Source organism: Chryseobacterium sp. DZ-32, assembly GCF_059587025.1.
Map to the genome: position 1 here is coordinate 1 of NZ_JCAIOM010000048.1, position 734 is coordinate 734.

At 37.6% G+C, this 734-nt stretch carries 1 protein-coding gene; it reads left to right on the plus strand.

The features are described 5' to 3' along the window. A partial coding sequence (locus tag AC59HC_RS22980) for a condensation domain-containing protein (protein ID WP_496559453.1) occupies nt 1-734 on the plus strand: 734 nt, incomplete at both ends.

The following is a 734-nucleotide window of genomic DNA, read 5'->3' on the forward strand; positions in this document are numbered from 1 at the left end:
TTTGAAGATTTTATGCAGACGCTTAGTGGGGAACTAAATGAAAGGTTTAATCTTCGGGAAGACTTGCCTATAAGAGTAAAGGTACTGAATTATGAAGACGACTATTATTTGTCTGTGGTGATTCACCATATTGCGTTTGATGGTTGGTCTATGGAAATATTTTTAGCTGAATTGAACAGTATTTATCAATCTCTTTCTATAGGTGTTCTTCCTACGCTTCCTTCTTTACCATTTCAATATAAAGACTTTGCCTTATGGCATCGAAAATATGTAACTGAAAAAGTTTTAGACAAGCAGATGGAGTATTGGATGGGTGAGCTCTCTGAATTTGAAACACTAAATCTTCCATTAGATTTTCAACGGCCTTCCCGAACGAGTTATGAAGGAAAAAATCTATATTTCAGTCTTTCTTCAAAAACGAGTTCCCGGTTAAGGTCCATGGCGAAGGATTTAGGAGTCAGTTTATACAGTTTGATGCTCAGTGGTTATTATCTGATGCTGGCCTCATATAGTGGTCAGGATGATCTTATTGTCGGTACTCCAGTAGCTAACCGTCACTATCCGGGGCTGGAGAATATGATTGGCTTTTTTGTCAATATGGTGGTTCTTCGTCAAAGATTGGATTTTAACATAAGTATTCGCGACTTTATTAATGATGTATCCTCTGGTGTTCTGAGAGGTCAGATGCATCAGGATCTGCCTTTTGAGAAATTAGTAGAGGTTCTTAACATTGA